The 26,289-nt window shown below is 43.8% G+C and carries 28 protein-coding genes; 8 read left to right on the top strand and 20 right to left on the bottom strand.

Annotated features, from left to right (window positions below; genetic code table 11):
- Positions 1-4: 4 nt before the first annotated feature.
- Positions 5-1,327 carry a lipocalin-like domain-containing protein gene (locus Q7A_RS11760; protein ID WP_014707823.1) on the bottom strand — a complete coding sequence of 441 codons (1,323 nt, stop codon included), beginning with the start codon at positions 1,325-1,327 and terminating at the stop codon, positions 5-7.
- 357 nt (positions 1,328-1,684) lie between these two features.
- Here Q7A_RS11760 and Q7A_RS11765 point away from each other — a divergent pair, with 357 nt between their 5' ends.
- The 4 genes from Q7A_RS11765 to Q7A_RS11780 all read left to right on the top strand — a co-directional run bounded on the left by Q7A_RS11765 (position 1,685) and on the right by Q7A_RS11780 (position 4,818).
- A complete protein-coding gene (locus tag Q7A_RS11765; RefSeq protein WP_238595972.1) occupies positions 1,685-1,771 on the top strand; it encodes a hypothetical protein in 87 nt (28 codons plus the stop codon).
- A 59-nt stretch (positions 1,772-1,830) separates the two neighbouring features.
- Positions 1,831-2,097: a hypothetical protein gene (locus Q7A_RS11770; protein ID WP_089418539.1), complete on the top strand. Its 267-nt coding sequence runs from the start codon at positions 1,831-1,833 to the stop codon at positions 2,095-2,097.
- 257 nt (positions 2,098-2,354) lie between these two features.
- The gene (locus Q7A_RS11775) at positions 2,355-3,638 is read left to right on the top strand and encodes an MFS transporter (RefSeq protein WP_014707826.1); all 1,284 of its coding nucleotides are present in this window, start codon (positions 2,355-2,357) and stop codon (positions 3,636-3,638) included.
- Positions 3,639-3,742: 104 nt separating this feature from the next.
- A protein-coding gene (locus Q7A_RS11780) for an IS3 family transposase (protein ID WP_151903925.1) occupies positions 3,743-4,818 on the top strand; the annotation gives its coding sequence in 2 pieces (ribosomal slippage) (positions 3,743-3,992 and positions 3,992-4,818; 1,077 coding nt in all).
- A gap of 123 nt (positions 4,819-4,941) precedes the next feature.
- On the opposite strand, the gene Q7A_RS11785 is transcribed toward Q7A_RS11780, so the two are convergent.
- The 12 genes from Q7A_RS11785 to Q7A_RS11840 all read right to left on the bottom strand — a co-directional run bounded on the left by Q7A_RS11785 (position 4,942) and on the right by Q7A_RS11840 (position 14,998).
- Positions 4,942-5,415 carry a hypothetical protein gene (locus tag Q7A_RS11785; protein ID WP_041354654.1) on the bottom strand — a complete coding sequence of 158 codons (474 nt, stop codon included), beginning with the start codon at positions 5,413-5,415 and terminating at the stop codon, positions 4,942-4,944.
- A 72-nt stretch (positions 5,416-5,487) separates the two neighbouring features.
- Positions 5,488-6,336: a DUF3883 domain-containing protein gene (locus tag Q7A_RS11790; RefSeq protein ID WP_014707830.1), complete on the bottom strand. Its 849-nt coding sequence runs from the start codon at positions 6,334-6,336 to the stop codon at positions 5,488-5,490.
- Between the two features lie 220 nt (positions 6,337-6,556).
- Entirely contained in the window at positions 6,557-7,390 is an 834-nt protein-coding gene (locus Q7A_RS11795) for a DUF3307 domain-containing protein (RefSeq protein ID WP_014707831.1), read from the bottom strand.
- Complete coding sequence (locus Q7A_RS11800) at positions 7,383-8,021, bottom strand: SatD family protein (RefSeq protein WP_014707832.1); 639 nt, start codon at positions 8,019-8,021, stop codon at positions 7,383-7,385. Before Q7A_RS11800 ends, Q7A_RS11795 begins: the two co-directional genes overlap by 8 nt.
- Positions 8,022-8,483: 462 nt before the next feature.
- A complete protein-coding gene (locus Q7A_RS11805; protein WP_014707833.1) occupies positions 8,484-8,675 on the bottom strand; it encodes an AAA family ATPase in 192 nt (63 codons plus the stop codon).
- Positions 8,676-8,755: 80 nt separating this feature from the next.
- Complete coding sequence (locus Q7A_RS11810; protein WP_014707834.1) at positions 8,756-9,106, bottom strand: DUF2200 domain-containing protein; 351 nt, start codon at positions 9,104-9,106, stop codon at positions 8,756-8,758.
- Positions 9,107-9,196: 90 nt separating this feature from the next.
- Entirely contained in the window at positions 9,197-9,835 is a 639-nt protein-coding gene (locus tag Q7A_RS11815) for a hypothetical protein (protein ID WP_089418540.1), read from the bottom strand.
- A 40-nt stretch (positions 9,836-9,875) separates the two neighbouring features.
- Positions 9,876-10,208, bottom strand: a complete 333-nt coding sequence (locus tag Q7A_RS11820) for a DUF2200 family protein (protein ID WP_014707836.1) — start codon at positions 10,206-10,208, stop codon at positions 9,876-9,878.
- Between the two features lie 199 nt (positions 10,209-10,407).
- The gene (locus Q7A_RS11825) at positions 10,408-10,887 is read right to left on the bottom strand and encodes a hypothetical protein (protein ID WP_041354656.1); all 480 of its coding nucleotides are present in this window, start codon (positions 10,885-10,887) and stop codon (positions 10,408-10,410) included.
- A 652-nt stretch (positions 10,888-11,539) separates the two neighbouring features.
- On the bottom strand, positions 11,540-12,568 hold the full coding sequence (locus Q7A_RS11830; RefSeq protein ID WP_041354658.1) for an IS110 family RNA-guided transposase: 1,029 nt from the start codon (positions 12,566-12,568) through the stop codon (positions 11,540-11,542).
- A 195-nt stretch (positions 12,569-12,763) separates the two neighbouring features.
- On the bottom strand, positions 12,764-14,125 hold the full coding sequence (locus Q7A_RS11835) for an MBL fold metallo-hydrolase RNA specificity domain-containing protein (RefSeq protein ID WP_014707838.1): 1,362 nt from the start codon (positions 14,123-14,125) through the stop codon (positions 12,764-12,766).
- 399 nt (positions 14,126-14,524) lie between these two features.
- The gene (locus Q7A_RS11840; RefSeq protein ID WP_014707839.1) at positions 14,525-14,998 is read right to left on the bottom strand and encodes a cupin domain-containing protein; all 474 of its coding nucleotides are present in this window, start codon (positions 14,996-14,998) and stop codon (positions 14,525-14,527) included.
- A gap of 649 nt (positions 14,999-15,647) precedes the next feature.
- On the opposite strand from Q7A_RS11840, the gene Q7A_RS11845 reads away from it, so the two are divergent.
- Positions 15,648-15,866: a hypothetical protein gene (locus tag Q7A_RS11845; protein WP_014707841.1), complete on the top strand. Its 219-nt coding sequence runs from the start codon at positions 15,648-15,650 to the stop codon at positions 15,864-15,866.
- A gap of 81 nt (positions 15,867-15,947) precedes the next feature.
- On the opposite strand, the gene Q7A_RS11850 is transcribed toward Q7A_RS11845, so the two are convergent.
- The 4 genes from Q7A_RS11850 to Q7A_RS11865 all read right to left on the bottom strand — a co-directional run bounded on the left by Q7A_RS11850 (position 15,948) and on the right by Q7A_RS11865 (position 21,012).
- Positions 15,948-16,799, bottom strand: coding sequence for a YcnI family copper-binding membrane protein (locus tag Q7A_RS11850; protein WP_014707842.1), 852 nt, complete (start codon positions 16,797-16,799; stop codon positions 15,948-15,950).
- Positions 16,800-16,842: 43 nt separating this feature from the next.
- Positions 16,843-18,855, bottom strand: coding sequence for a DNA helicase Rep (gene rep, locus Q7A_RS11855; protein ID WP_014707843.1), 2,013 nt, complete (start codon positions 18,853-18,855; stop codon positions 16,843-16,845).
- A 6-nt stretch (positions 18,856-18,861) separates the two neighbouring features.
- Positions 18,862-20,364, bottom strand: a complete 1,503-nt coding sequence (locus tag Q7A_RS11860; protein ID WP_014707844.1) for a YifB family Mg chelatase-like AAA ATPase — start codon at positions 20,362-20,364, stop codon at positions 18,862-18,864.
- Positions 20,365-20,745: 381 nt separating this feature from the next.
- Positions 20,746-21,012 carry a hypothetical protein gene (locus Q7A_RS11865; protein WP_014707846.1) on the bottom strand — a complete coding sequence of 89 codons (267 nt, stop codon included), beginning with the start codon at positions 21,010-21,012 and terminating at the stop codon, positions 20,746-20,748.
- Between the two features lie 120 nt (positions 21,013-21,132).
- On the opposite strand from Q7A_RS11865, the gene Q7A_RS11870 reads away from it, so the two are divergent.
- On the top strand, positions 21,133-22,008 hold the full coding sequence (locus Q7A_RS11870) for a LysR family transcriptional regulator (RefSeq protein WP_014707847.1): 876 nt from the start codon (positions 21,133-21,135) through the stop codon (positions 22,006-22,008).
- A gap of 2 nt (positions 22,009-22,010) precedes the next feature.
- Here the strand turns inward: Q7A_RS11870 and Q7A_RS11875 are convergent, their stop codons facing one another.
- On the bottom strand, positions 22,011-23,711 hold the full coding sequence (locus Q7A_RS11875) for a methyl-accepting chemotaxis protein (RefSeq protein WP_014707848.1): 1,701 nt from the start codon (positions 23,709-23,711) through the stop codon (positions 22,011-22,013).
- A 176-nt stretch (positions 23,712-23,887) separates the two neighbouring features.
- On the opposite strand from Q7A_RS11875, the gene Q7A_RS15570 reads away from it, so the two are divergent.
- Together Q7A_RS15570 and Q7A_RS15575 are read left to right on the top strand one after the other, a co-directional pair.
- The gene (locus Q7A_RS15570; protein WP_014707849.1) at positions 23,888-24,067 is read left to right on the top strand and encodes a hypothetical protein; all 180 of its coding nucleotides are present in this window, start codon (positions 23,888-23,890) and stop codon (positions 24,065-24,067) included.
- 20 nt (positions 24,068-24,087) lie between these two features.
- The gene (locus tag Q7A_RS15575; RefSeq protein WP_014707850.1) at positions 24,088-24,402 is read left to right on the top strand and encodes a DUF481 domain-containing protein; all 315 of its coding nucleotides are present in this window, start codon (positions 24,088-24,090) and stop codon (positions 24,400-24,402) included.
- Here the strand turns inward: Q7A_RS15575 and Q7A_RS11885 are convergent.
- The gene (locus tag Q7A_RS11885) at positions 24,387-25,283 is read right to left on the bottom strand and encodes a LysR family transcriptional regulator (RefSeq protein WP_014707851.1); all 897 of its coding nucleotides are present in this window, start codon (positions 25,281-25,283) and stop codon (positions 24,387-24,389) included. The two genes, Q7A_RS15575 and Q7A_RS11885, sit on opposite strands and share 16 nt — an antisense overlap.
- The gene (locus Q7A_RS11890) at positions 25,271-26,287 is read right to left on the bottom strand and encodes a phosphonate dehydrogenase (RefSeq protein ID WP_014707852.1); all 1,017 of its coding nucleotides are present in this window, start codon (positions 26,285-26,287) and stop codon (positions 25,271-25,273) included. Before Q7A_RS11890 ends, Q7A_RS11885 begins: the two co-directional genes overlap by 13 nt.
- Positions 26,288-26,289: the final 2 nt, after the last annotated feature.

A 26,289-nucleotide genomic window follows, 5' to 3' on the forward strand; every position in this document is an offset into this window, starting at 1 on the left:
GTCATCAAAGATCCGGGGCGGCACTCTCGCTACGCAACTTTTCCTCACTCACAATTCGCATAGCATTCTTGAATTGTGTGTCTCCATGATAAAGATCGCGCTGGTTAGCAACCACCATATTCAGCTCGCGAGCAAGCAAACCATTTTCCGGCTGTGGAAGAATTTCAGCCCGAATGGTCAAATTGCATCCTGAGCTCCATCCTTGTCGGGTAGCGAATTGTGGCTTAAGTCCATTCACGCAAGTTTCCCAGTTCATGGCTGCATTGCTGAATTCACTGGTTGGCGGCGGGAGCGGTGTACCTTCACGTGAAGTCAACCAGACCAAGTTGGTAGAACCAGAACGAACATGGTTAATGCGTGAATGGTTACCGGTAGCCTGGAGCTGTGGCTGACCGTACTTCTTAGTGAGTGCCTCCGAAAGCACTGAAATTGCCTGTGTATCCTCCACCGAATACAAGCTGCGTCGCCATATAACTCGTGCAACCTCCTGCTCCGGCAGACCAGTAAAGGCAACAATATATTCACGGGTGATGTCCCGCAGTGGTTCGAAATGCCCACCGCCTGTATCACAATTTTTCGCCTGCTGCTCTGTACAAGGAATTCCATCGGAAGCACGAAGCAGTTGACGAGTGGCAATACCATAGTTTTCCTGAGCACTCCACAATGCCGCAGTCTGTATTACACGAATATCATCACGACATTCGAGCAACGCTCGTACATCAGCAAATAACAGACCGGGTCGCAGCCCCACAATATCATCAACCTCTGCACCATCGGCACGTGGTTTGCTGACCAATGTTGGCGGACATTCATTGCGTAACGGTCCGAGGGGTGGAATCTGCGGCTGCTCCTCAACGATAGCGACAAGGGGAGGGCCAACACGAGTTAAAATAATGCCTGGCTGGCCCTCGTTCTCCGGGTCAAGGTAGATACGGCCATCTCGAACCGTACCAGTAAGCGATTTGACCTGGTCACGCTGCTCCGTGTACGTCATGGTGACCTTATCATCTTCTACCGACCAGGTACCTGTGGCGTTCAAAAGATAATCCGTTTCTTCCATCGAAAGTGACAATGAGCCATTGTCTTCAAGACTTGCTACCCATTGCATGTCATCAATCATGGCCATGACCATCTTCGCCAATCCAACTTCCATGGGATTATTGGCTTCAGCTATTTGCTGTTTAGTCAGTTCACTCATGGCTTCGTGGTCGATTTCCCAAGTGCCGACCAAATCATCGTTTTCTGATGCGCCACAGCCATACAAAAAACTAATAGCCAGTAGCAAGATGAACCACTCCGAAATGCTTTTAAAAGATATGTTTTTCATTTAGTCCTCCCGTTTTTCGAGTAAAACTTAACAAACTGCTAATATGATCTTCGACGGCATAACAATTATTAACGTGAAAGAAACATAAAATGTCATACACGTTTCGATTATCTTTATGCTATTGAAGTTAGATGGTTTATTCAGGGTCGATGGGGTGTATTGAATTAACCGTGAATGATTTACGATTAATTTTCTGCATAAGCAGATGTGGAACAAGATGGGCGTGAGATGAATAGTCATATTCAGCCATCCAGAATCAGAGATACCTATCAGTTTAGTCCTTTTTGGTTAGGTGTGACAAGTCTTTGATTTTTAGTATATTTAGGGGTGGTCATTACATAAAGTAGTGGCGAACAGATGGGCGGCCCGCCAGCTTTTAATCAACGCGATCGACAAGCGTTTGGTAATCAACTGGATAAGTGGTTGCAAAAGGCAAAGCGTTAAGTCGTAATTCTCCCTGTTATCAACTAGCCTTACTTTTGATGTCACTAGAGGTAAACAACATGAGCAATAAATCCAAAGTTACTCCGACGAAAAGTCCTAACGGCCCGGAAAGTGCTGTGGACGATAGCACCATCTCGCCTAAAAGCTCAGTTGAAGTCAGTGACAAAGAAAAAACTAAAAAAGATAAGCCGAGAAACGAACGCGATTTGATACTGAATCATGAAGATGCGCAGGCCGCCAGCCCTGATGACATGGCCGCCTGTGGCGAGGAAGATGTAGGTGCGGGTCTGGAATTTTTAGTGACTAAAAATGATCACCATAAGTAACGGGATATAACAAATTCCTCCCTTTTCCTTTTTTCACTTTTCTCAATCAACTTCTCAGAATAAACGATATCAAAACGTTTGATTATTTTTCCCGTGACACAGCTCACTTGGGATATTGAGTTTTACTCTGACTCGGGTTTAAACATAGTTCACCTAAACCAAGATTGCTGTACTCTTCCTTGAATTTGTTTTGACAACAATCAAAATAGTGGCTTGTTGTTTACTCGCAGCAAGCTATTTTCGTTTCAGGAATCCGCATGTTTTTTAAAAGAGCCTTATTACCGATTTCCTCGTTGTTCTTTTCAATCTCCCTATTAGCAACGGGTTATGGGTTATTGATGACGTTCATCGGCATATTCCTGAAACAGAAAGGCCTCAATGAGGGCGCCATCGGCTTAATCAATTCCGCTTTTTTCCTCGGCGCGATGTTAGCCGCAATATTCAGTCAAAAACTCATCGTCACAGTAGGTCATGCACGCAGTTTTTCGGCTTTTTCTGCGATTATGGTCATGGCCTTTTTGGGCCACGCCTTATGGTTCGATCCCTGGTTTTGGGCCGTATTGCGTTTGGTGTCAGGTTTTGCCTTTTATGCCATGCTGATTGTGTTGGAAAGCTGGCTGAATGAAAAAAGCTCATCTGAAGATCGCGGCAAAATTCTTGCAATTTATACCATCGTCTTCTTCCTAGCGTTGGCATTGGGTCAATTGCTATTAATGCTGGAGATGTCAGCCAATACAATTTTCATTCTGGGTTCAATTCTGGTGCTCTGGTCGCTGGTGTTGGTCGCGGTGACGCGTGTCTCGCAACCCGTATTAAAACCCTTTGAACGTTACAGCATGCCAAAATTGTTATCGATAGCGCCGTTGGCATTGGTTGGTAGCTTTATTGGTGGAGTGTTTGTTGGCGCGTTTTACACCATGCTGCCGCTGTACGTTTTAAATCTGTTTGATCAGCCTAAAGTCGTCTCATTGTTTATGACCATTACCATTCTGGGTGGGCTGATGGCGCAATTGCCTGTGGGCATGTTATCGGATCGATTGGGACGTCGGAAAATGCTGGCCTGGTCTGGATTTTTCAGTGTTGGTGTTTTTCTGCTAATGCTGATTTTGCCTTTGATTTGGCGTGATAGTTTGGCGTTGCTGTATACGGTTGGTTTTTTATTGGGTGTCAGTTTATTCAGCATTTATCCCTTGAGTGTAGCCCGTGCCAATGATGTGTTTGATGAAAACACAGATTTGGTCGAGATTAGCCGAACCTTATTGTTTTCGTATGGCTTCGGTTCATTTATTGCGCCGTTAATTTTAGGTTTTGTACTGGGATTTTCAGCGATCGCATTTTTTATTGTGCTGGCGTTGTTTGCCTTGGCGTTAGGTTATTATTCATTATTGAACGAGCGTATCGCAGAAGACCATATGAATGTATACGTTGCTGTTCCGGCGGCATCCGGCAGCGTTCTCGCTGAAATGGATCCACGCATGGACGAACAATGGGTAGAAGATCATCGCCCTCACCCGGAGCACACGGCAAACACGGCGCCGTAAAACAGTCCATTAAACAGGAATGCTAATAGATGACCTTTCCCCCAAATTTAAGACCATGACATTGATGAGATTTCCAATAAACTATAGGAGTTGGAGATCTCAAAATGAAAAAACGTTACAGCGAAGAACAAATCATTAAAGCCATTAAGCGGCATGAGGCTGGAACCAAAGTTGACGACCTCTGCCGTGAAATGGGGATTTCATCTGGTACTTTTTACAACTGGCGCAGTAAATACGCGGGCCTTGAAGTGAACGAAGCCAAACGCCTGAAAGAGTTGGAGTCCGAAAACAACAAGCTGAAGAAGCTGCTGGCAGACAAACTGCTGGAAGTTGAGGCAATGAAGGACGTGCTGTCAAAAAAGTGGTAACGCCAGCGGCAAGAAAGCCGATTGTTAAACACCTTACTGAACAGTTCAAGCTCAGTGAGCGTGTGGCCTGCAAGCTGGCAGGGTTAAGTCGAACTGCTTATCGGTATCAATCCCGTTTAAGGACTGATATGCCTGCCAGGCTTGAGCTGAAATCATTGGCTGCACGCTATCCAAGATATGGTTATCTGATGTTGCATGGGCTGCTTAAAGCGCAGGGACTGGTGGTGAATAAAAAGCATACCTACCGACTGTATACCGAAGAAGGACTGCAGGTTCGTACCAAGAAACGTAAGAAATTAACCCGACCAAAGCAACCACTCGAAATACCGTCAGCACCAAATCAACGGTGGTCAATGGATTTTGTCTCTGATCAACTAAGTAATGGTCGGCGGTTTCGCGTGCTTAATGTAGTAGATGATTATTCACGGGAAATGGTGGGTCAGCTTGTCTCAGTTTCAATCAGTGGCAGACAAGTCGCCAGGTTCCTTGGCCAACTGACTGAGCAACGGGATAAACCTGCCAAAATCGTCTGTGATAATGGCACTGAATTCACTAGTAAAGCGATGTTTTTCTGGAGTAAAGAAAGTGGCATCAGTTTAGGGTTCATACAGCCTGGCAAGCCGACACAGAATGCGTTTGTAGAAAGTCTTAATGGCAAATTCAGGAATGAATGTCTTAACCAACACTGGTTTAGAACACTGGATGAAGCCAAATATGAAATTGATTTATGGCGGGAGCATTACAACCACGTCCGACCGCATAGCTCATTGAATTACATGCCACCAGTTGAATACGCAAAACATGCAGCATAAAGTAACCAAATCTCATCAAAGGAATGGTACTAATTCAGGGGAAAGGTCATAGAACTTCAGGGTCTATTATTTTTCCCGACTCGATAGACTTTGGGCAGATTGACCCTTAATTTTCATAGTAGTTTAGATTTGCCATTTTTCCCTAATACTTATAAATTCCTTTGATATAGCTTTGATTAAAAGTAGTTCTGCTTTTAATTCATCAACGCTATAGCGGGTTTCTTTTAAACGCTTTGTTCCAATCATTCCTGGAGCAACATTAAGAATTGCTTGATCTCCATATTGAAAACCCCAGCGACCATGCATGAATGAGTTTCTCTTCACTCTAAATTTATCTAATTTTTGGGACCATAACCTAAAATCAGAAATACACTCTGGGCTAGAGGAAAACTTTATTTCTATAATCTCATTCAAAGCATCGATCTTGCTTTTAAAAGAAAGCCTCTCAATAAGGGGGTTCACGGTGTGAAAATCTTCAGCACGAATTAACCATTGAAAACAAAGGTTAAGATTAAACTCTAATTGGGATAACGCGAATATTATTTTGCCAACACTCTCACTGGCAATGGATTCTAAGTCGTTCTGTTCGTTTGTCATTTCAATATCATTATATATATAAAGATAGATGCAACTGATCTACTATCTAATCCAAAGATCAATTACTAAATTTTATGCTGTTCTCGCCATATACTCTGACGGTGCAAGGATGCAGCGCTCTTCAAGATTACCTTGTAAAGCGAAAAGTCTTGGAGTATCCCGAAATTTGAATATTCGATATAGATAATAACGCGAGGAATTCTTCTGGGAAAATCGCAATTCATTTGGTGTTACAAAAAACGGCGTGTTCTTTCCGTACTTTGTTGTCTTTGCCTCAATGAAACGTTCAGCACCATTATCCTCAAAAGAACGAATATCATAACCAGCAGATGGACCAATAGTTATTGAGATTTGTTCTATCTGGTCGGCCAGAGAATCTCTACCCGCACGTATTAAACGAGCACGTTCAAAGTTAATAACAAACTGTTCTCCAGCATCACCTAACAACTGATTTCGAGCTTCACGCTCCAGATAATTTACCCCACCAGGATTATAAATAATCTTGGGTTCTGCAATGCTGCTCTCTTTGCGATCTATTGGAGCCGGAGGCTGTTCCAGGGCGGCCAGGAAATCTTCTACTTTCGGAACAGCTGGAATAAATACCGAATCTTTCTCAAATAGCAGCTGAATCTCAGGATTCTTTTCAAGGTAATCTGTTATTGCGAGAGGTAAAAGGGAACGTTGATAATTAAATCGAGGTTTATAACCGTCAATGTATGGAATACCCATTTCGATCAAAACGGCACTTATATTCTGATGTTTTAACTCGATCGATCCATTGGTGCGGTTATTCAGTTGTTCAATCAGAGCTCGACGGTGCTCAGTTTTATTGTATTTCTGACCAGACAATTCGAGCCGAAGCATATTGAAGTAATCTTCAACGGCCACCTCAACTTCAAAATCTGACCAGTTGTTAGTCATAGCAGTTATTTATCAATAACCAAGCAGGGATTTATCGTCATCAGCTTTGTCGAAATTAGCTACCATAAAAGTCGTTCCTAATTTTCTATTTATGCTAACAAAGATACTTATCATCAAGTATTCTGCCCTTTAATTTGCGCAGACGGAAACAGTTCGCTAGATAGTTTTTCTTTCATGTGTAACCTATCAAAGTTACAAATTTAAATGTAACTTCATCGGGTTACATAGTTAGATTTTCAACTATAAATTTGGTCATCACTCCCACTAGCAAAACGATAGCAAAACTAGCCAATGTTCCTAAAAGCACGTATTCGTTAAGTTTTGTATCTTTTGAGTTATTTTCACCAAACCTGAGAACTGATTTAGCAGCGATAATAAATCCAATGGCAGTGTATTGATCTGCAAAAATCAGAGTCAATATTACTACTCTCTCTATGTAGCCAATAACTTTGCCAGCGTTGGGGAGTTGCTTATCATTATCAGCTGTTACCATTTCAGTTTTCTCTGTAAACTCTGCCCGCGTCTCGCCATTATGGTCCTTAGACAAAAGTATAAGCTGCACAATTATTGAAGTTGGTTTCAATACTAAAAGATAGGCAATTACCATAATTAGGCTTTGGAGATTTAAGCTATCCACCCAGTTTCCAAATCTATCGAAAAACCCTATCCAAATGCAGAAGATAAATACGGTATGTGCAATCTGATCAACGATTAGCGTTGGGAAAGCATTATTTTTAAAGACGCTACACTGCGAGCTAAACCATGATTTGGAGATATCAATAAACAAATGCCCAAAGGTTAAACTAATAAACAGCAACCAAACTTCAGTTGTTGAAACTTCAATCAAATCGAGTATTCGAAAGCTTACCAACAAACCTAACACTAACCCTCCATGGATTAATGCGTGGGCTATGTGTGTAGAAAGAGGTCCCAACTTAAACCATTTTTTCTTGGAACCGAAATACTTTGCCTTGACCATTCCTTCACTTTGCAGGTAAAAATCACCTAGTAAATGTGCTAACAGCAATATGGATAAAATCAGATACTCATTCACTTATTTCTCCTTTTAGCCTAATTAGCTCATAAACATAATCTAAATAGCCTTTTACTGCTGTGTAGTGACTTGCGTTTAATAACTTGGTCGTGTTGACACGTCCTTTGTCTAATCGCTTGCCTATATGCTCGTGAGATTCATCACTATGCTGCAAATAACAACTTAAAACGCTAGCTTTAGTGGGCGTTAATGACGATAAGTGGACATCAAGTAATGAAATAGTAGCGCTAAGGTGTTTACAAAGGACGTTGTTTGAAGATGCAAATGCAAACAATTCAGACTTCATATTATTTAGGTTTTGGCCTGACAGCACGAAAGCTTGCCCAGTTGAGCTCTTTACTTTACTTCTTAAATCATCGATTTCCGCTACGGCAATACTTTGGCGTACATCAACTTTAATTGATAGCAGGGAAAGCCGAATAATACTTGCGATAAAAACTGATTCAGCAGGATCTTTCAAGACAACCTGAAATTCATCGCCTCTGAATATATCAAATCTCATCTCACGTTCTTGTGCCAAGTTGTGCAAAAGCTCTTTCAGGTGATTAAGCACCTCACTATACTCATCCGTGTTAATTTGACGTGAGTTTACTAGGTCACCAGTAATAACTGCTTTTAAGTTGTTTGACAAAAACTACCTCCCTAGCGCCAGAGTAAAGCTTAATTCTAATGCCCCGTCGCTTTACCATAACCAAAAACGGTTACAATTAAGAATGTAACCTAAATTGGTTACATTCGCAAATGTAACCAAAAATGATTACATATATCACCAGATCCTATGGCCTGTCGAACTTTCATAGTCACCAATGCTGGAGGCTATTTTTTTGTCCCATAGGGCGGAAATGATGCAATGTAATTATTTCCAATGCTGTGGGGTGAAATAATAGTACCAAGTAATTTAGGTCACCCATGATATTGATATACGATTAGACAGGTATAGAATTGCAACCGCAATAGCGACCGAAAAAAGCCCGATAGATATGTACCTCGTAGCACGGAAGGGCATTTCTCCGGTTTTGACACGCTTCCAAAAAAGGGCAAAAAAAAAGAAAAAAAGGGAGCAGATTTATTTTCCATACATCCCTCAGGTTCTCTAAAATAAATCTGTCCCCTTTTCCCGTCCCCTTTTCCCCCAATATAACGCTGTGCCTTGTATCTCAACTTGCCGCTGAATCACTTTGCGGCCAACTTCTGTGGCACACTGATAATTAAGCGCTTTCAAGCGATTGATAACAGAAGTTTTGCCCGACCCTGGGCCACCGGTAAATACGATAAAATTATTCACAAGCCACTCTTAAAAGTTTGATGCCGTATTCATAGGGAGATTTCATAGATATTGAACTGTGAAATGTTTCTTTTGAAAGATTATTGCCGAAGAATCTTCTCCATCGACTTGCCTTTAGCCAGCTCATCAATCAACTTGTCCAGATAACGAATTTTCTGCATCAATGGGTCGTCGACCTCTTCAACCCGAACACCACACACCACGCCTTTGATTAGTGAACTATTGGGATGAATAGCAGGGGCTTGAGCAAAGAAGGTTTCAAAATCATTTTCCAATTCGATTTGCTGTTTTAATCCTGCTTGGTCATAACCGGTTAGCCAGAAAATGATTTGATCCACTTCCACTTTCGTTCGATTTTTACGTTCAGCCTTTTGAACATAAAGCGGATAGACCTTTGAAAATGGCATGGTGAAGATAGGATGTTTAGCCATTTTTATCCCCAAATAACGTTGGTCTCATATCAAGTTTGCTGACCTCTTGATATTCCTGTCATTTCACATCCAAAAATGGTTTTGACTTAATTATGGTTTAGGCCAGCGAGAAGTATAACTTTCAGGCAATGATATGCCATTCTCTGAAGCAAATTCATGCGTATACACATCCAGATCTTTTAATAAACTGGGGTCTGATTTTTCTGTTGCACTAGCGATTGTTTTGAATATCTTTTCCAGATACGTTTGATTATTCAAATACAATCTAGGAGCAATGCCTAATTCCAATAACTCAAGACATTCGCGGCTATTCTCTCGCCTTGCTATAAGACATTTAGTTGCTATAAATTGCAGTTGTTTGGTGTTTTTTTGTTTTTGGGATACCTTTGCGTAGGACCATCTTTGAGTAAATGTTTCTGGCAAAGTGATGCTGTTCTCAGCTGAGTGCAGATAGGTTAAATCAATCGGGTTCTCCATTTCTTCTGGATCATGGCTTTCAGCTATTTCAGAGATCTCCAATTGGGAAGACTTATTACTCTTAGATGGCTCTGGTGATACTCCAAGCTCTAAAAGGTCATTACAAGCCTCGCCAGCTTCGTAAATCTGACAATCAATAACAGATGGCGCCAATTTGCCCACTTGTTCGTTATCACTTAGCCATGAAATGACAAGTGCTAGGACAATGAAACCGAGAGTAGTTGATGTTACGGCAATTACTATTTTATTCATTTTTTTCCTTAGTTTGTCTTCAGGTAAATAACAATGGATATTAAGTAACGAGGAAATGAATCAGGAAAAAAGGGGACAGATTTATTTTAGAGAACCTGAGGGATGTATGGAAAATAAATCTGTCCCCTTTTTTCTGCTTTTTTCTTGGTTTGATTAAAGAGCTATTTGGATGAATCGCTGGGGCTTGAGCAAAAAAAGTTTCAAAATCATTTTCCAATTCGATTTGCTGTTTTAATCCTGCTTGGTCATAACCGGTCAGCCAGCAAATGATTTGATCAACTTCCGCTTTCGTTCGTTTTTTACGTTCAGCCTTTTGAATATACAGTGGATAAACCTTGGCGAATGGTATTGAGAAAATTGAATGTTTAGTCATTTTTATATTCCCAAATAACGTTGCTCTCATATCAAGTTGGCTGACCCCTTGATTTCCCTCAACCAGATTCTCCTCGCAACATAACGTCGAGAATGACCGGCAAGCAAAATTGGCGCGCCCTTTGCGTAAGCAAAGCGCGTGACACTTTTGATTGTCCGCTCCATTCTTTTGTTAGGTTTCAGATTCGCCTCCGAAGCGCTTAGCTTGATGTCGTTCTTTCAATAATTCCCCAGATTATCCCGCCTACGAACGCTAGCGTTATCCCCACACAGGCGATATAGAATATCCATTTCATCATTGTCGGGATTATCTTCCTTAATAACACGGCTAGCACAATTGGGATGGCCATGGCCGAGAAGCCGTACCAATTCGGGAGATCATTCAGGCCCGTTGTGGACAAGCCCAGTACGGGCGCAATGGACAGCAACAGTCCGAAGCAGATGAGCCAGAATCCGACAAACGAAAATACCGGATGCAGGAATAGCGCCGCGATAACCGCCATGAGTCCATTTCCGAGCTCCTGACCGCCTCCAGCTCCTGATGTGCCATGAACAACACCTTGGCCAGCGCATCTATCGCATCGGTGCATACCCATTCCCGCGCCGACCTTGTTCGCGTCATAGAGATTAAGATGTGAAAGAACGCTGCCTGAACCGTTGCACTTCGGACATTTAGCCATAGTCAAGTCACCTCCCTCGATTTGCTGATGAACCTAACAGTATGTTGATGAACCTAACAGTATGTTGATGAGGTCTGCGACCTCATATTAATTATTAACGTGAAGGGATCATAAATTGATCGAAAATTCACAGATAATTTTACGAAATCGAATCTAAATAGATTTTTTTGAATGATTTTGATGATTGGAGTTAATCGTGAATGATTCACGATTAGTTTTTTGCCCGAACAGGCTTTAGTTGGTGCGAACTGAATATCCATATCGACCACCAAAGTGTGAGATTGTTCTCAATTTAAACCGTTTTTTTAAATATCGCAACCCCCTGATTTGCATAAAATAGTTAATAATTGAAGATGAAATTGTGTACTTCAGGTTGCTCAAATACCGGTCACACAGCAATTCAAATTTATTCTCCATGCCCTCTGTGTCTTATATGGACTCCCTCAATGTTGTCAATTAAATTACACAATTAAACGAGAATAGATGCGAGCTTATATACGGGCTCTGATTGAGTAGCGAACTCGGCCCTATGATGTATTCGCCCCTTCATGACTCATCTCTGTGGCGGCATTTTTTGCCTTGACACAAAACAGTCTCTTGAAGGTCGGTCTTACCCGTTAACTAACGTCTTAATTGACCAACATATCCTGGACTATCCAACCAACAAAGCTGGCTGGTAGTCGGTATTCTTTTTCAGCATGGCATAAGCCGTTCTGACTGTCTTGTTAGCCAACGCTATCGCCGTGACCTTCTTACCTCGCCGGTGGATTAATTGCTTTAACCATTGCTCTTTGATGGTTTTCGCTTCCCGCTTGTCCAAGCTTCGGATAACTGCTAATGCCCCTTCAAATAGGACGCTACGCAGCTTTTTATCACCCGCCAACTTGCTAATAGAGCCCTTTCCTCCAGAACTGTGCTGTACTGGGGTGACGCCAACGCAGGCTGCCGCCTGTCGGGCATTGTTAAAATGTCCCGGCTGGCTCAGTGCCAGTTTCAACAGCATGGCGCCAACCGGACCGACGCCTTCTAAAGCGCTTAAACGACGGCACACCGGATCTTGCCTGACCGCTTCTTTGAAACGTTGTTCTAAAGCTTCAGCATGGGCGAGCAAGTCCCTTAGTTGCTGGTATTGGTGGTAGAGCGCTTCACGGTAAAAATCAGGTAATCCATTTTCGGCGTCTTCTACTATTTCAGGCACACATCGTAGCAACGCGGCATCGCCTTTATTAATCGGATGGCCTAGCTCTAGTAACTGGTCGCGTAACTGTTTGGCCAGGGCAACCTTTTGCCGAACCGCCAAATCCCGCATCATCGTGATACCTTGCTGACATTGCTCTTCCAGTGTGATGGTTCGGCTTGATTTGACCGCTGGTTGCAAGGCGGCCAGACCAATCGCTATCGCATCGTTGGCATCCGTTTTATGGCCTTGCAAAAATGCTTTTACCCGTCGTGCAGACATCGCTTTAATGCTGTGCCCGCACGTCTTGGCGTAACGTGCCCAGTAATGGGTTCCACCGCAGGACTCCATCGCTACCAGCGAGACAGGTTCATTGACTAATAGCGCTATCAGCTTTGAGCGGTTAACTTGTTTATTCCAAATGACATGTCCTCTGGGGGACAACTTGCACACCTGAAAAACATTTTTTGCGAGGTCTATCGCGATTACATTAGACTCAATCATGTATGGACTCCTTATGTGTAAAAGCAAGCTGCTAACTCGCTTATGACGTTATCCCCACAAGGGGGAGGGAGTCCATACATTTCTGTGGTTAATTTCTGAAACCCGATGATTTATCAAATAACTAACAAAAAATGGCCCAGTTTTAGTTAAAAACTGAGCCAGTTTATTAGGCCAGATGTGATTAATAGCCTTGTTTCAGATTTCAACTTCCTCAAACAGTTCTGGCACTTCGGCATCCCAGCCGAATTTTTCAGTGATGTGTTTACGCATGGTGTCGCTGGCAACGACTTCGCCATGGGTGACGTAAACTTTATCGGGTTTGAGGTTGCCCTGCTCCAACCAGGTGAGGATTTCGTTGTAATCACCGTGGGCTGACATGGAATCCATATTATGAATTTCGGCTTTTACCGGCCAGTATGCACCATGGATTTTGACCGATTGAGCACCATTAACCAAAGCATCACCGCGAGTACCAGGAGCCTGGAAGCCGGCGAAGACAATACTGTTACGTGGATTGGGTAATAGGGTTTTGAGATGATGTAATACCCGACCACCGGAGGCCATACCGCTTGCCGATACAATTACACAAGGGTAACGCATGCTGTCCAGTTCTATGGCTTCCTCTACGGTACGAATGTATTGAGTTTGATTATCAATAAGCGCGCACTGGCTTTGGTCCAGCTTATGTTCTTTATGGTGTTTGATGAATGCCTCGGTAGCCTTGATTGCCATTGGGCTGTTCAGGTAGACCGGCATTTCGGGGATTTTGCCTTCTCCCATAAGTTTATGTACCACATATAGCAGCATTTGTGCACGGCCAACGGCAAAGGCTGGCATCAGCGTGATACCACCTCGGCCTGCGGTTTTGGTAATGATTTCTGCAAGTACAGCTTCTGGATCTGATTCACCATGGAGTCGGTCGCCGTAGGTCGATTCGCATACCAATACGTCTGCGTGCTGCAACGGTTCCGGCGGACGCATGATAATGTCGTTTTGTCGACCTACATCACCCGTAAATACTACCGTTCGGTCTGAACCTTTGTGATGAACATGAACACAGGATGAGCCCAGAATATGTCCCGCTGGTGTGAAGCTGACTTCAAAGCCTTTTACCGGCTCGAATGTCTCGTGGTAGTGCAGGGATTCGAAGTGTTTTAACGCTTCTCGGGCATCTTTTTCGGTAAATAGTGGTTCCGGACTCTCGTGTTTAGAGAACTTCTTGCGAAAAGCATACTTGGCATCTTCTTCCTGCAGATAACCGGCATCGGGCAACAACACATTACACAGCTGATGGGTTGCCTTAGTGCAGTATATTTTGCCTTTGAAACCATTTTTTACCAGCGCTGGCAGATAGCCGGAATGATCGATATGAGCATGAGTCAGTACCACGGCATTGATAGTTGAAGGATCTACCGGAAACGGTGCCCAGTTTCGCCGCCGCAGAGTTTTCACCCCTTGATACAAACCACAATCCACCAGCAATCGATGGTTATCATCAGAAAGCAGATAGCGGGAACCGGTTACTGTGCTGGTACCACCGAGAAAGCGAAGTTTCATATGCGTGTGATCCTTGTCTGGCAAATATTGTTTTATCTAGAAAACAAGTTTACTGGGGTTGGACTTACTAACAATTGATATGGGTCAAATCTTTGATGACCCATGCTTTCCCAATCTTACCAGAGACGCAACCTATCCCAGGACTGCCTTTATGCTGAAAGAGCACCCAGCATTGATCGCCTAATTTAAAAGGTTCGGTAATAACTGGAATATAGAGATGTCTTTCATGTTGAGGATTGACATAGGTAGTAGATCTTATTTTCTCTGTGCTCTCTGTGGTTAATTTTCAAAAGCTCATAAGTAATCAAATCCCGGACAAAAAAATGGCTCAGTTGTAATTAAAAAACTGAGCCATTTTATTCAACAAGAAGGTTTTAAACCTCAACGTTGTAGTGTTATTCAGTTACGCGGATCGTCATCAGGATTAATATATTCAATACCCCATGGGCCCGTTCCATGCAGCTGAATGATGGTCTGTCCTTCTGCATAGCCAAACATGGGGTCACCGGAAGGCATGATCGCCACGCTGCCGACAGGCAGACGTTGGGTGGCATCTTTGTTGAAGGTTTTACCATGGGCAAAATGCAATGTACCTTCCAGCACGGTTACCCGTTCATAGGCAGGATGTTTATGAGGCAGAATTTCATAGCCATCCTGTAATCTAAGGCGAAAATTGAATGGCTCTTCAGCCGAAATATCACCCTCAATAAAAGCGATCTCAGCCCCCTCACCCATGGATGCGACTGGCCCCCAATTCAGTTGATCCGGTGTCATCATCATATGACCATCACCACGATAGCGATCACCCGCCAACGAACCTGATGAGATAAGCATCATACCGAGTAGTAATAGTGTGAAAATATTCGATTTCATAACTGGCTCCTTCAAAGGTTAGCCCTTTGTAATTAAATAATGGAACCCGAACATGACAGAAGCTGCGTTGAGTATTCAAGGGGATTATAGGTTCTGCCAATTGATAGAGATTGGTCTGAACGTTGCAAAATTTGATAAGCCTAGAGACAACTATTTGTCATGTTATTCCCCTTCACCAATGAGTCTAACAGGGGAAAACCGGATGCTCAAAGTCTATGATTTTTATAGGTCGTTTACAATTTGTTGGGTTTCATTGCATTCAACCCAACCTTCGACCTGTGGTTAATTTCTATAATTTAATGCGTTATTACATCCCGGGCAAAAATGCCCCGTTTATTTAAAAATCAGAAAGTTAGTATTAATTCAAATCCAGGTTGGCCAAAATACCGGGCAGAATTCACTGAACATAATTCAGGAGCAACTTAACCCATGTTGTTGTATTTTTGTTTATATAAGTTACTGTAGAAAACACTAAAGCATTTCAATTCAGTAAATCTCTAAGCAGGTTATTCGCTAGGCGAATTCATTTTTCACCTTGAGATATTGTTAGTCACATTGAATGGTTAAACCCTGCGAATTATCGAGTTAGTCATTCCAGTCTTGTCATTGCTGCAAGACATCTTCTTTAAACACTTTAAGGAAATCACATATGACACTACAACAAATCCATAAAGCAAGCTCAGTGAGTATCTTCACTATTATCGCCGCTTCTAAAAAGTCTGAATATGACGACAAAGAAGCTGAAAAATCGCCTCAGGTTCCAAACCCTTCAAAAGGAACCTATCAACCGGCAGATGACCCGGATGATGATAAACAGAAAGAGGCCGAAAAAGCACCGCCTATGCCTCAGCCACCTACTCCTCCATAAGCTCTAAAACAAGCAGGAATACATAAAAAAATGGCCCAGTTTGAGTTAAAAACTGGGCCATTTTTATTCAGCTAGATAGAATTAATGGTGGTGATGTTCACCCGTACCATCCACAACTTTCACAAACGGTGCCGGATATTGCAGCGTTGATTGTCCATGGCCTGCGTGAGCAGAATGATCCATCTCATCATCCTCTTTCATCATCTCCATCTGTTGACCATGCTGATGTTGGTGGGCTTTCGGTTCACCGTGATTGCCTATGTGTTTGGCCTCATCCTCATCTTTTGACTGGCCGTGTTGATGTTTATGCTGATGCGCTTTGGGTTGGCTATGCTCGCCAGCATGTTCGGCATCTTCAGTATCCTGCCCATGTTGATGCTGATGTGCTTTTTGCTGATCAGCTTGATCTTCAGCCAGCTCATCTAAATCTTCCATCAGATCCTTCACCGCTTTGGGGCCGGTTTCTTTGGGCATGGTGTTTTTAACTGGCTCTTCTTCAGCAATCTGGTCCCAATGCAATTCGCCTGTTTCACATTTTTGGGTAACCGGGAAATACAACACACTGGTAGCACCTACACCAACACGTCCCCGGAAGACAAATTCATCAAAATGAATATCATGCAAAGAATTACCAGACCATGTGATCTGGCGTACGGCTTCTGTTATCTCGATGCCATCGCGAAAGAAAGGGCGTTCAACCGGTTTCTTCACGATTTCTACTTGCCAGCCTGCTTTGGGCATGGGCTGAGCAAATTGCAGCCCTTCAGGAATATCTACCGTTATTGCTGTGGTAGTCGAACCATCACAACCTTGCGTAACGGTCAAAACACCTTTGTAATAGCTTCCGCTTTCGGCCTGATTCTGTTCCAGCATTACTTGAGCATTTGCCATACCGGGAACCAACATCGCCAACATAAGTAGTTTTGTTTTCATATTTTTTCCTTAGCCACCACTAATTGGTCATTCTATTAATAAGTTACTTAAGCATATCGCGAATATTGGATAAATGCGCTTTACCACGCTCTTTTCGCTCTTCAGGATCTACCTGAGTTTTTTCGGTCATCCAGATCAGATCTTCCGGCGGTAACTCGCGAAGAAAACGACTTTCTTCACAGTCCACCTTTTCACCATAACGTTTACGGGTATTGGCCAGCGTCATCACCAGACTACGTTGTGCCCGAGTGATACCAACATACGCCAGACGCCGTTCTTCTTCGATGGAATCCTCTTCAATACTGGTTCGATGTGGCAGAATTTCTTCTTCCATACCGACAATGAAGACATGTGGGAATTCCAGTCCTTTAGCGGCATGTAATGTCATCAGATGCACCGCATCAGCCTGATTTTCATCAGCCTGCCGGTCCATGATATCCATCAGCGTTAAACGGGCAGCAATATCACCAATCGATTTTTCTTCGGTGTCCTGATCAATCATTCGTTCGATCCAGCTGACCAGTTCATCGACATTTTCCATACGACGATTGGCTTTATTGGGATCACCACTGACCTCCTCCAGCCAGCCGCGATAATTGATTTCTTCGATCATATCCTTGATAGCGTCCAGCAGATTGCCTCGGGCAGCACGATCGGCAATATCAATCAGCCAGCGGGTAAAGACTTCCAGATTCTGCACTGATTTAGCTGGCAGGCTTTCCGCCAGTCCCATTTCAAAACAGGCGCCAAACATGCTGGTGTTGCGTTTGGCAGCGTATTCTCCAAGCGCCTGTAAGGTGGATGAACCGATACCTCGACGTGGGGTGTTAATGACTCGCAGAAACGCATTATCATCATCCTGATTGGCCAGTAGGCGCAGATAGGCCATGATGTCTTTAACTTCGACCCGTGAGAAAAACGAGGTTCCTCCGGTCAGAAAATACGGCACGTTATGTTCACGTAATACTTTTTCCAGCGAACGGGATTGATGATTACTGCGATACAAAATCGCATAGTCCTTGAAACTCGCCTGGTGTTTGAGCTTGTGATACAGCAGCTCGGAAATGACTTTTTCCGATTCATGCTCGTCATCACGACAGCCAATGATCCGAATGGCATCGCCCTCACCCATAGCGCTCCATAATCGCTTTTCAAACACGTGGGGGTTATGACTGATAAGTTTATTGGCAACACGCAGGATACGGCCCATGGAACGATAGTTCTGTTCCAGTTTAATCAGATTTAATCGCGGAAAGTCCGTTTGCAGCTGCACCAGATTTTCAGGGCGTGCGCCACGCCAGGAATAAACCGATTGATCATCATCCCCTACCACGGTGAGCTTTTCACGAATGCCAACCAATTGTTTAACCAACTCGTACTGACAGCCGTTGGTATCCTGGTATTCATCCACCAGCAGATAATGTATTTTCGCCTGCCATTTCTGCAAAACATCTCGATGTTCGCGAAACAGAATCACTGGCTTTAAAATCAAATCGTCAAAATCCACAGCGTTATAGGCCTGCAATGCCTGCACGTAACGTGGATAAACCCTGGCAGCAAATTCCTCTTGAGCACCATCGGCAATCTGGGCAGCTTGTTCGGGCAAAATTAGCTGGTTTTTCCAGTTTGAAATCAGGTTTTGTACTTCCTGAGCATGATCGCTGTCAGCCGCAAAATCACGGCCCATCAGATCCCGAAAAACCGCCAAAGAATCCTGGGCATCAAAAATGGAAAAACCAGGACGATAGCCTAGCGATTTGCCATCACGACGCAGGATGTTCAAACCAAGCGTATGGAATGTGGAGACCATCAAACCACGCGCTGAAGCTTGTCGGGTAGACATCAAATCAGCAACCCGCTCCTTCATCTCACGAGCAGCTTTATTGGTAAAGGTTACGGCAGCGATATTGCTGGCTTTCATACCGCATTGCTCGATCAGATAGGCAATCTTACGGGTAATAACCCGCGTCTTGCCACTGCCGGCACCAGCTAACACTAACAACGGTCCATCGATGTAACGCACAGCTTCCCGCTGTTCCGGATTGAGATCTTTCACTAAATATTAATTCGCTGTGTCGAGGCGTCGATAGCCGATGGCTTCTGTTAAATGGACTGTTTGAATGTCAGATGAACCGACCAAATCAGCAATGGTGCGGGCCACTTTTAAAATACGATGATAAGCACGCGCCGACAGACCAAAACGGCTGATAGCTTTTTCTACTAATTGAAAATCCTGATCTGACAAGGTGCAAAAAACCTCTAGTTCTTTATGTTGCAGGGACGCATTGGCTTTGTTGGCACGATCAAGTTGAATCTGCCGTGCCTGAATCACCCGCTGACGAACCACTTCACTGGACTCAGGCGGCACATCATCAGGCTGAGGTCGCAACAGTTTTTTATCCACTGCCGGTACCTCCATTAACATATCAATGCGATCCAATAACGGGCCGGAGATCTTACCACGGTAGCGTCTGACTTGCTCTTCTGTGCAATGGCATCTTGCCTGCCCCAGATAACCACACGGACAGGGATTCATTGCGGCAACTAATTGAAATTTAGACGGAAAATCTGCTTGATTGGCAGCACGGGAAATAGTTATTTTTCCGGATTCAATTGGCTCGCGTAAAACTTCTAATACTTTACGGTCATATTCAGGCAATTCATCAAGAAATAAGACGCCGTTGTTTGCTAAAGAAATTTCACCCGGTTTAGGCTGACTGCCACCACCAACCAAAGCCACCGCCGAAGCCGTATGATGTGGCGCTCGAAAAGGTCGCTGCATCCAGTTTTCAACTTGAAATCCCGCTGATGAAATTGAATGAATGGTCGCCGTTTCAATTGCTTCCTGCTCACTCATTGGTGGCAAAATTCCCGGCAAACGACTGGCCAACATGGTTTTGCCCGTACCGGGTGGCCCGGCAAATAAAATGCTATGTGATCCAGCTGCAGCAATTTCCAGAGCTCGTCTGGCGGATGCCTGACCACGCACATCGGCTAAGTCAGCATAATTATTTTGACTATGCTGCTGTTGATTCAGATTGGCTGGTAACCGCAATTGGTCATGCAAATGTGCACAGACTTCCAACAAGGTCTTCGCAGCAAAACTCTCACCCTGTTCAGTAAGCGCCGCCTCTTCAGCATTCTCAAATGGCACCATTAATTGTCGGTTAGCCTCAGATGTGGCTAACGCAGTGGGTAATACACCTCGAACCGCACGTAATTCACCCGTCAGACCCAGCTCACCGATAAACTCCATATTGCTTAATGATTGCACGGGTATTTGATTGGAAGCTGCCAGAATACCCAACGCTATCGGTAAATCAAAACGCCCGCCTTCTTTGGGCAAATCTGCCGGAGCCAGATTAATAGTGATACGTTGCTGAGGAAAAGTGAACTGAGAGTTTATCAATGCCGAACGAACGCGATCCTTGCTTTCCTTCACCGCCGTTTCCGCCATGCCGACAATCGATAAACTAGGCAGACCATTGGAAAGATGCACTTCAACCGTCACTGCCTGAGCATAAATACCGGTCAAAGCACGACTGTAAACCGTGGCAATACTCATATTCCTTCCCTGGAAAATTAGTGTGTTTTTGATTTTAGCGGATAAGCGCTATCAGATGAAACCCAAACCAGTCTTAATCAAAACTGGTTATCATTTTTTTGTATATTTAATGCTTTGAATTCAAAGATTTTTTGTTTTGGGTTAAGCGTCCAATTTTCCTCTGGTTCTCTGGTTTGTTCAAGCAATAAGCTGTCCAAAAATTTATCTGCTTTTATATTCTGTTTGATGCTGGTTTGCTCGTTCAGTCATAAAGTCTCACTGCGTTATATGATGAGGTGTATTCTGAAATGATGATTCTTGCCTGCCGTGGCAGTTATTTTTATTGAACTAAATCAACTCGATAAATCCCCCTTTTCCGCAACTTCTCATTCTCTCGCCTGACTAGCGATCACGAGGCCAAATACTGCCAAGCAGTTCACGTCCCAGCCTTCCTAGATAGACATAGCTGCAAACAGCTAACAAAACCAGTAAAAATAACCACCAGCTCGAGTAGATGAAACTGCAAACGGTAAGTATCAGTGCACTTAATAATGAGCCCACCAAAGCCCACAGGTATAGGATCTGTCCAAGACCATTCCCACCTTTAAAAACAAAGAGCAGGTATTTATCAACGACTGATTCCGGTTGTCTGATATTACTTTCTGTCATGATGATTCTCCCCGCACAACTTATCATGTCATTACTTTAAGCTTTTCCCTTTAGATTACACAAACTAAAAATTATCATCGATAATATGACAAATTGTTATACATGTTTATGGAGTTGATTATGGATACCGAGTTTGTCCGCACTTTTCTGAAAATTGTTGATACTGGAAGTTTTATTTCAGCAGCAAAGAGTCTCCATCTGACACAAGCAGCCGTGAGTCGAAGAATACGTTCACTGGAAGAATATATGGGCTGTGAACTTTTCGTTCGCAACAGATCGGGTGCCAGTCTGACGGCGAGCGGTAGACGCTTTCTACAGTATGGGGTCAATATCGTCCAAACACTTGAACATGCAAGGTATGAAGTGGGTATTGCCCCTTCATTTAACGGATCGCTGGTTGTTGGTGGACGTTTTGGATTGTGGCAGGGCCTGTTAATTGATTGGCTAGATATCTTGAGTACTCAACTACCTCAAAGTCAGATTCGGGCTCTCACAGGTTTTGAAGATGGATTGATGCAGAGCTTGGTAGATGGCAGTATGGATATCGGTATTATGTACACGCCCCAGCATAGACCCACCTTACAGGTGGAAAGACTGCTGGAAGAAGAGCTTATTTTGGTCACCACTGAAAAACTTGCAGGAAATCCGCCGAATCCTGCGAACTATGTTCATGTTGACTGGGGACCAGAATTCCGTTCGCAACTTAATGTCAACTTACCGGAACTGAGTAGCCCTCGTGTGACAGTTGGAATCAGTTGGCTGGGTTTACAACGAATCCTTCAGTCTGGAGGCTCAGGCTATTTTCCCCGTCGGCTGGTTACTGAGTTGATACAGAACAAACAGTTATACTCTGTAGAAGCTGCTCCGAGTTTCAAGCTGCCTGTTTATGTTGTTTATCCAAACCATCAGGAAAACCCGTTAATTTCCACCGCCATAGCGTTGCTGCATCAAACAACAGAATCCATTCTGAATGACACTGAAAACCAGACAGCTTAACGTTACGAAATTTTAAATTGTCTGACCATTGCTGTAAGTTCTTCACTCAGTTTGGCAATTTCCTGGCTGGCTTTGGAAACTTGTTCCGAACCTTCTGCAGTGCTTTCTGACACGTATTGAATTGTTTGGATATTCCTGTTGATATCATTGACCACCTGACTTTGTTCTTCTGCCGCTGTGGTAATTGATAAGTTCATTTCTGTGATAGCTCTTACTGACTGCGTGATCGCCTGTAAAGAATCTGTCGCTTCAGTCCCTTTGGCAACTAGCTGGGTGATGCTGGATTGGTTTTGTTCCATGGATTGAACCGCATTATCTGAGCCGGCCTGCAGTGTGGAAATAAGTGATTCAATTTCTTGTGTAGATTGTTGGGTCCGTTGTGCAAGTGTACGAACTTCATCGGCCACAACCGCAAAACCACGCCCCTGATCCCCGGCTCTGGCCGCTTCTATAGCCGCATTCAGTGCCAAAAGATTTGTTTGTTCGGCGATATTTTTGATGACATCCAGAATAAGCCCGATGTTTTCGCTATCCATTTTCACCTTTCTAATCACATCAGATGAATCATTGATCTCAGAAGCTAACGCATTGATTGATGTAATGATTTGCTCAACAACGTTTCTTCCAACATTTGAATCGGTTTCACCTTTGTGGGCTGCATTTGATGCTTTCTCTGCATTCGCTGCCACTTCTTCTACCGTTGCCGTCATTTGAGTAATGGCAGTGGCAACCTGTACTGTTTCATTTTTCTGTTTTGCAATATTGGTATTGGTTGTTTCACTGACTACCGAGGTTTCTTCAGCGGCGGTAGATAACTGCTCTGATGCAGAAGTGATTCCAAGAACCAGCTCCTGAAGCTTTTCCACAAACGAATTAAATACACTGCCCATAGCACCAACTTCATCTTTGCTGGTGAAGGTCATTCGTCTGGTGAGATCGTTATCCTGCGCCATTGCGCTGAGGGTGTTCATAACGTCCTTGATTGGGCGGACAATGTTATTAATGATAATCTTTGATATGAGCACGCCGATAATTAAAGATACAGCGGCAATTGCTATCAGGTTGAAAACACCGCTTGTCTGCTTCTGTTCAACATTGCTGACAGCACGTTGTGAGATATTATCAATACTCAACTGCATCGCTGCCAATGTCAGGAATAAATCTGCTTCAATATTTTTGAGTTCCCGCTGTTCTTCTTCAGACAAATAACCACCACCGGACATGCTGCCGCCGCGTTTAATGATTTTGATGGCGGCATCGACATAAGTTTGATAATTCTGCTGTTGCTGAACAACTTTTTCAGTGTTATCGGCCATGCTTGTCACATCAACTAACATATCAGCTTGCAGATCGGTGCTATTGGCTTGTTCCAGAATTTGTACAATTTCACTCAAAACAAGTTGGTTCTCAGCGGTGATATCTTCTATCTCAGCAAAATGTGACTTGATGATACTTCTTGGTGCTCCGGAACGCGCATCCAGTAAGAGTGCTTGTAAAACAGCCGATTTTTTATACTGAAGTTCGCTTGTCTTCGCGACACGTCGTTCCAGCGGGATAACCATCTCATTCATTACCGAAAACTCTTCGGCAATGTCTCGCATCTTTAAAATTGCAAACGCAGCAATAAAGAGCTGTGCAATCGTTAAAGCAATAACCACTGTAAAAATCTTCTTGCCAATCGACAGGTTATTTAAAAACTTCATTCATTATCCCGATAATTAAATAATTGATATTCCGCTATTACTGATGCAGTGTTAGCCGAAGAGACTGAAGATTATAACGGCAGATAAAGGATAAACCTGAGAAATATTCCTAAAATAACGTTATTACAAAGCGGTCATTCAGTCTAAGTTTCTCAGGGCAGTGCCCTTCATTTCACATGATGAACAAATCGAAAACGAGAGACTGGCTGGTATTAAAATTAGAATGTGATATCAGTGAAAACTATTTTGCCCGTGGCAGCGTCGATTTTGAAATTGATGATTTTGAAGAACTGGATTTACGGGCAATTGCCACCGCCAGTCCGGGTCGCGGTTTTTTATTCAGGAACCGGATTTAATCTTTAAAGGCTTTGCCGGTGTGGGTTATCGGTTTGAAAGTTACTCTGATGGCACCACTGAAAAAGATCCAACCGGTGTTTTAGGCTACGAAACCAATTATAACCTCAACAGCCGTCTGAATCTATTTCATGATTTAACTTATTACCCTTCGTTTAGCAGCCCCGGACAGAATTATCTGCTGGTCACCAACTTTGGTGCTGAAATGCCGATTACCAATGACGAAGCCTGGAAGTTACGGGCCAGTCTACGTAGCCAGTACAACAGTCAACCGGCTCTTGATGCAGAAACGACTGATACCAATTATCGGCTGAATCTGGTTTACGATTGGGAATAAACGCCTTGGGGATTATCCTGTAGCAGGTAATCGACAAAACCCGGCCGTTTCTGTAGAGCGGTCGGGTGTTGTCGCCACACCAGTTGAATGGACTTTTTTAAAGCATTATCTTCAATGGGAATGGCACACAAACTTCCATGCCTGACCTCATCGGCCACGGAAGAGGCAAATACCAGTGATATGCCCAGACCCGCCCGAACTGCCTGTTTCACAGCCTCGGTACTGCCCAATTGCATTGTGACTTTAGGCATCTGCTGAAAATCCTGTAGATACGTTTTCAGCAACCGACCTGTTCCACTACCCGATTCACCACCGATCAAATCCAGCCCGGCTAACATTGATTTGCTTATTGATGGCAGCTTTGCCAGCGGATGATCCATGGGTGTAATTAACACCAACGGTTCCGTTTTCCAGGTTTTCGATTCAAACCCGGCTTTTGGCGACCACCATTCCATCAGGGCAATATCGATTTCAGCATTTTCCAGTTTGTCAGCAACCGTTGGATTGTTATCAATCAGCAAGTCCAGCTTGTCCTGTTCCAGCGATTGCTGACGAAGGAAGTCATGTAAATAAGGCTGCAATAGATAAATACCGATATTGGAGCTGGCGCCCACTTTAAGCGTGGGGGATTGGATTGCCAGTAATGCTCTGTCCTGGAGACGTAACATGCTCTCAGCATATGGCAACAAACGTAAGGCATGTTCTGTCGGCTGGCAGCCACTTCGTCCCCGCTGAATCAATGACACTTTCAGCATTTCTTCCAGCTTTTGAATATGCTGAGTGATGGTCGGTTGTGCCAATCCCAACTCGATAGCAGCAGCCTGAAAGCTGTGCTGTTCAATCACTGTTATCAGGCTTTTCAGCCAGATTAGGTTGAGCATGACATTTCCTTTGGTGTTTCAAGTTGATTCGCTGGATCCAATGGCTTTTCGCCCTGCAGCACATTGAGAATATTCTCGGCAGCCCGTTTTTCGATCGACAATCGCACATTGCTCACTGCTGAACCGATATGCGCGGTAAACAAGGTATTCGGATGCGCTAACAAATTTTCATCAATCTCATTGGGTCGATAATCTCGAGCCCAGTCTTCCATTTCAAACACATCACTGGCGTATCCGGCTAAATGGCCACTATTCAGCATTCGTAAAATGGCCGCCTCATCAACCACTGAACCACGACACGGGTTGACCAGAAAAGATCCCGGTTGCATCTGCTGCAAACGTTGTTCATTTATCAGATGCTGAGTTTGGGAATTGAGTGGCAGCGCCATAATCACAATATCGGCCTGAGCAAGTGCCTCATCCAGCGACAGAAACTCAAGTTGCAAATCTGCTTGTTGTTCAGCAGTCAAAGGCTGTTGGTCGGTATATATTAATTTTGCATCCCAGCCAGACAGTCTTTGAGCAATAGCCTGACCAATCGCTCCCATGCCGATAATGGCAATGGTCGAACCTTCAACGCCCAGCCCGTAAAACTGTGGTCGCCAGCCTTTAAAATAGCCGCTTCGCACATGTTCATCTGCTGCTTTAATATGCCGTATCAGGCCAACCATCAAACCGATGGTTAATTCTGCGGTAGGAACCGTTAATAAATCCGGCACAAAGGTCAGCCAGACGTCATTGTCTGTGCAGGCTTTCACATCAAAATTGTCATAGCCTTTTAATGCAGCACCGATTACTTTCAACTTCGGGCAGGCCTTTAGGAAGTCTGCATCCACCCGGTCCGGCATAAACACCATCAACGCGTCAGCATCATGTGCCAGTTGAATCGTATCGTTTCTCGATAAACTGAAAGTGGTCTGATTGGTTATCACATCACAATGTGGCGTCAGCATTTCCAGCACTTCATCATGCACTTTATGGGTAATCACCAGTTTTGGTTTCATCG

It is taken from the genome of Methylophaga nitratireducenticrescens, assembly GCF_000260985.4.
In the GTDB taxonomy this organism is placed as follows: domain Bacteria; phylum Pseudomonadota; class Gammaproteobacteria; order Nitrosococcales; family Methylophagaceae; genus Methylophaga; species Methylophaga nitratireducenticrescens.